Here is a 4845-nt window from a genome sequence, read left to right on the forward strand (position 1 = left end):
GGGTGGGGTTGCGGCCCGCGGGGCACGGGTCCCGGGCGGGGCTGAGGCCGGCGGGGCACAGCGCGGCGCGACGCGGACTTCAGGACCTGGGGTCCTTCGTGCGGAGCGGCCCGGACCAGGGCGCCGGCACCAGGGCCGCCCGGGCCTGTCCTGGTCCGGGCGGCAGACCCTAGGTGTCGCACTCCAGTACCGTCCGGCACAACGCGCACCTCGCCCGCACCCGGCCCCGGACCGGCACCCTGATCCGCTGGTGGCAGGTCGGGCAGGGGAAGGAGACGCGGAGCCGGCCGGCCGGGTCGGGCGTGAAAGCGTAGGGCGCCGTCGGCGGCACCCCGGACACATGGCGGCGGTCGTGCGCGTACCGCCTGCGGCCCGCCCAGCCGGCCCCGGTCAGCGGCGGCTGGTGCCCGTCCTGCCTGGCCCGGTCCAGGCCCCGGGCGTAGGCCGTGTAGGCCTGTGCGCTGGTGAACCACACGGAGGGGTCCTCGTGGAAGAACAGGGACCGCTTGGCGAGGACGTAGCCGAACTCCTCCGGCGTGAGATAGCCGAGCTTCTGGGACGACACCCCGTCCTCACGGTAGGCGTCCAGCAGCAGCCAGCCCGCGCCCAGGTAGGTCGCCACCGTGTCCGTCAGGATCTCGTTCTCCGCCGTGGAGGGGAAGGCGAGGTCGAGGCGGTGCAGGTAGACGTGGGTGACCTCGTGGGCCAGCGCGGCGCCGATGTCCCTGCGGTGGGTCCGGAAGCGGTCGTTCAGCTCGACGAAGTACTCGGGCCCCGCCGCCAGTTCGACATTGGCCGCGTGGGTCATCTCCCGGAAGCCCACGACCAGCCGGGCGTCCGGCAGCCGGAAGTGCCGGACGATCTCGCGGGCGACCCGCTGCGCTCCCAGATGCAGGTCGTCCGTGTCGCAGAACGCCACGTCGGCCGGGGCCACGCTGGCCGAGAACATCTGGACGGTGTCGTACGACAGCCGCCTGTACAGCGCGGTGATGGCGGCCCGTACCGTCTCCAGGTGCGGGTATCCGTGCTCGACCGGTCCACCGTTCGCCACGTCCGACCCCCAAAGACGCCCGGAACTCCTCTCCACTCTAAGCGGGCGGCGGCAAATCCTCGCCGGGCCCGCACCCGCGGCCGCGTGCCCGGCCCGGACGATCCTCCGGCCCCCTGACCGCATGCTGACCGGCCGGTGATCGCGAACCGCCCGGCCCCTTAGGGTGGGCGCCCATGACCCTCAGCAACACCGGTACCGGTGACGTCGACCCCGCGGTCCGCCAGGAACTCGAACGGCTGCGCGACAGCATCGACAACATCGACGCGGCAGTCGTCCACATGCTCGCCGAGCGCTTCAAGTGCACGCAGCAGGTCGGCCGGCTCAAGGCCGTGCACCAGCTGCCCCCCGCCGACCCGGCCCGCGAGTCGCGGCAGATCGAGCGGCTGCGCCGCCTCGCCGAGAGCGCCAAGCTCGATCCGGCGTTCGCCGAGAAGTTCCTCAACTTCATCATCGCCGAGGTCATCCGGCACCACGAGTCCATCGCCGAGGACACCGCCAACGGGCAGCCCGACGCCACCGGCTGACCCCGCAGGGCGGGATCAGGACAAAAGGCGTGTACCGATCCAGCCCTGTGCGCTGTCGGTTCCATCAGGCAGCATGGCTGCATGTCCGTCATCACGCGCGACGAAGCGCAGCTCCGAGCACAGTTCCTCGACGTCCACCGCTACACGGTCGAGCTCGACCTGACCACCGGGGACGAGACCTTCGACTCCCGCACCGTGATCAGGTTCACCGCGCGGACCGCCGGGGACACGTTCGTGGAGCTGAAGCCGGCCGAGCTGCGCAGCGTCACGCTCGACGGACAGCCCCTCGACCCCGAGTCGCTGCACGAGGACCGGCTGCCGCTGCGCGACCTCGCCCCCGGCGAGCACGAACTGCGCGTCGACACGGCCATGCCCTACTCCCACACCGGTGAGGGCATGCACCGTTTCACCGACCCCACCGACGGCGAGACGTACCTCTACACCCAGATGTTCCTGGACGACGTCCAGCGCGTCTTCCCCGCCTTCGACCAGCCCGACCTGAAGGCCGTCTTCGAACTCACCGTCACCGCGCCCGAGGGCTGGACCGTCCTCGCCAACGGCATCACCGAGCACCTCGGCGACGGCCGCTGGCGGGCCGCCCCGACCCCGCCGATCTCCACCTACCTCGTCGCCGTAGCCGCGGGCCCCTGGCACTCCGTGAGCACCGAGCACCGCGGCCTGCCCTTCGGACTGCACTGCCGCCGCTCCCTCGCGGCCCACCTCGACGCCGACGCCGACGAACTCTTCGAGGTCACGCGCGCGTGCTTCGACCGTTACCACGAGAAGTTCGAGGAGCCCTACCCCTTCGACTCCTACGACCAGGCGTTCGTCCCCGAGTTCAACGCCGGCGCCATGGAGAACCCCGGCCTGGTCACCTTCCGCGACGAGTTCGTCTACCGCTCCGCCGTCACCGAGACCGAGCGGCAGACCCGCGCCATGGTCATCGCGCACGAGATGGCCCACATGTGGTTCGGCGACCTCGTCACCCTCAGGTGGTGGGACGACATCTGGCTGAACGAGTCCTTCGCCGAGTACATGGGCTACCAGACCACCGCAGAGGCCACCCGCTTCACCGACACCTGGATCGACTTCGGAGTCGCCCGCAAGTCCTGGGGCTACGACGCCGACCAGCGCCCGTCCACCCACCCGGTCGCCCCGGACCAGGTCGACGACTCCGCCTCCGCTCTGCTCAACTTCGACGGCATCTCCTACGCCAAGGGCGCCTCCGCGCTGCGCCAGCTCGTGGCCTGGCTCGGCGAGAAGGACTTCCTCGCCGGCATCAACATCCACTTCAAGCGGCACCGCTTCGCCAACGCCACCCTCGCCGACTTCATCGACTCCCTCGCCGCCGCCACCGAGCGCGACGTGCACGCCTGGGCCGAAGCCTGGCTGCGCACCACCGGCGTCGACACCCTCACCCCGGTGATCGAGTCCGCCGACGGCACCTGCGCCCTGACCGTCGACCGCGCCGGCAGCCGCCCGCACCGCGTCACCGCCGGCCTGTACGACCGCGACCTCACCGACGAGGGCGGCCTCACCCTGCGCGAACGCATCGGCCTCGACGTCCCGCAGGCCGCCCCGCAGCCCATCGGCAAGCGCCCCGCACTGCTCGTCCTCAACGACGGCGACCTGACCTACGCCAAGATCCGCTTCGACACCGAGTCGTTCGAAACGCTCCGCACGGGCCTGTCGGGGCTGCCCGACCCGCTCACCCGCGCGGTCGTCTGGAACGCCCTCCGGGACGCCGTCCGCGACGGCGAACTCGCGCCCGCCGCCTACCTGGAGACGGCCCGCGCCCACCTCCCGCTGGAGACCGACCTGGCCCTCGTGCAGGGCGTCCTCGCCTTCGCCTCCGCCCACGTCGCCGACCGCTACCTGAAGCCCGAGGACCGCCCCGCGGCCCTCGCCACCCTCGGCTCCCTCTGCCGCGACCTGCTGCGCCGCACCGAGGACGGCGAGAACCCCGGCCTGCGCCTGCTCGCCGTACGGCACTTCATCGACGTCTCCGCGCACCCCGACACCATCGCCGCCTGGCTCGCCGACGGCACGGTGCCCGGTGGGCCCGAACTCGACCCGGAGCTGCGCTGGCGCATCCTCGGCCGGCTCGCCGTGCTCGGCGCCGTCGACGAGGCCGCCATCGCCGCCGAGCTGGAGCGCGACCCGTCCGCCGCCGGTCAGGAGGGCGCCGCCACCTGCCGCGCCGCGCTGCCCGACCTCGAGGCCAAGCGCGCCGCCTGGGAGGCGATGTTCGCCACCGACAGCCTCTCCAACTACCTCTTCACGGCCACCGCGCGCGGCTTCTGGCAGCCCGAGCAGGCCGACCTGGTCCGGGAGTACATCCCGCGCTACTACGAGGACGCGGTCAAGGTCGCAGCCCGGCGCGGCCCCGCCATCGCGGCGGCCGCCGGCCGCTGGGCCTTCCCGCACCACGCCGTCGACGCCGAGAACCTCGCCCTCGGCGAGGCCTGCCTGCGCGAGGCCGACCTGAACGTCGCCCTGCGCCGCAAACTGGTCGACGAACTGGACGACCTGTCCCGCGCGCTGCGCGTACGCGGGGAGTAAACGGCCCCGCACAGGACCGGAAGCGAACCCCGCCCCGCCCGACGCCGCCCGGACACTCCGCCCGGCGGGTCGACTCCGGGCGGGGGGACTCCCGATGGATCGGCTCGGGGCGGGGCGACTCCCGGCGGATCGGCTCCGGGCCGGTCCGCAGGCGGGTCGCCGGGCGTCGCCCGGGCCAGCCCTCGGACGGTCGCCCGGGCCAGCCCTCGGACGGTCGCCCGGGCAGGCGGCAGGCGGGGCGCCCGGCGTCGCCCAGGCCAGCCTTCAGGCGGTCGCCCGGGCCGGGGCCTTCGCCGGATTGCCCGGCCTCACCTGGGCCGGGGCCGCAGGCGGGTCGCCCGGCGTAGCGCAGGCCAGCTTTCAGACGGTCGCCCGGGCCGGGGCCTTCGCCGGATTGCCCGGCCTCACCTGGGCCGGGGCCGCAGGCGGGTCGCCCGGCGTAGCGCAGGCCAGCTTTCAGACGGTCGCCCGGGCCGGGGCCTTCGCCGGATTGCCCGGCCTCACCTGGGCCGGGGCCGCAGGCGGGTCGCCCGGCGTAGCGCAGGCCAGCTTTCAGACGGTCGCCCGGGCCGGGGCCTTCGCCGGATTGCCCGGCCTCACCTGGGCCGGGGCCGCAGGCGGGTCGCCCGGCGTAGCGCAGGCCAGCTTTCAGACGGTCGCCCGGGCCGGGGCCTTCGCCGGATTGCCCGGCCTCACCTGGGCCGGGGC

Annotated in this window: 4 protein-coding genes; 3 read left to right on the forward strand and 1 reads right to left on the reverse strand. The window is 73.5% G+C overall.

The window, feature by feature from the left end:
• Window positions 1–169 precede the first annotated feature (169 nt).
• Window positions 170–1051, reverse strand: a complete 882-nt coding sequence (locus V7E45_RS38785) for a hypothetical protein (protein WP_333778984.1) — start codon at window positions 1049–1051, stop codon at window positions 170–172.
• 173 nt (window positions 1052–1224) lie between these two features.
• On the opposite strand from V7E45_RS38785, the gene V7E45_RS38790 reads away from it, so the two are divergent.
• From V7E45_RS38790 to V7E45_RS38800, 3 genes are all read left to right on the forward strand, one after another.
• Window positions 1225–1575 (forward strand): chorismate mutase, encoded by a 351-nt coding sequence (locus V7E45_RS38790; protein ID WP_333778985.1) that lies wholly within the window; start codon window positions 1225–1227, stop codon window positions 1573–1575.
• A gap of 81 nt (window positions 1576–1656) precedes the next feature.
• Window positions 1657–4137, forward strand: coding sequence for an aminopeptidase N (gene pepN / locus V7E45_RS38795; RefSeq protein ID WP_333778986.1), 2481 nt, complete (start codon window positions 1657–1659; stop codon window positions 4135–4137).
• Between the two features lie 298 nt (window positions 4138–4435).
• A partial coding sequence (locus V7E45_RS38800; protein WP_333778987.1) for a hypothetical protein occupies window positions 4436–4845 on the forward strand: 410 nt, incomplete at its 3' end.

The organism is Streptomyces sp. IBSBF 3136 (genome assembly GCF_036815105.1).
In the GTDB taxonomy this organism is placed as follows: domain Bacteria; phylum Actinomycetota; class Actinomycetes; order Streptomycetales; family Streptomycetaceae; genus Streptomyces.

What these genes read in the sequence shown, in the direction of transcription:
- pepN (WP_333778986.1), top strand. Translation starts at nt 1,657, where the DNA reads ATGTCCGTCATCACGCGCGACGAAGCGCAGCTCCGAGCACAGTTCCTC.
- V7E45_RS38790 (WP_333778985.1), top strand. Translation starts at nt 1,225, where the DNA reads ATGACCCTCAGCAACACCGGTACCGGTGACGTCGACCCCGCGGTCCGC.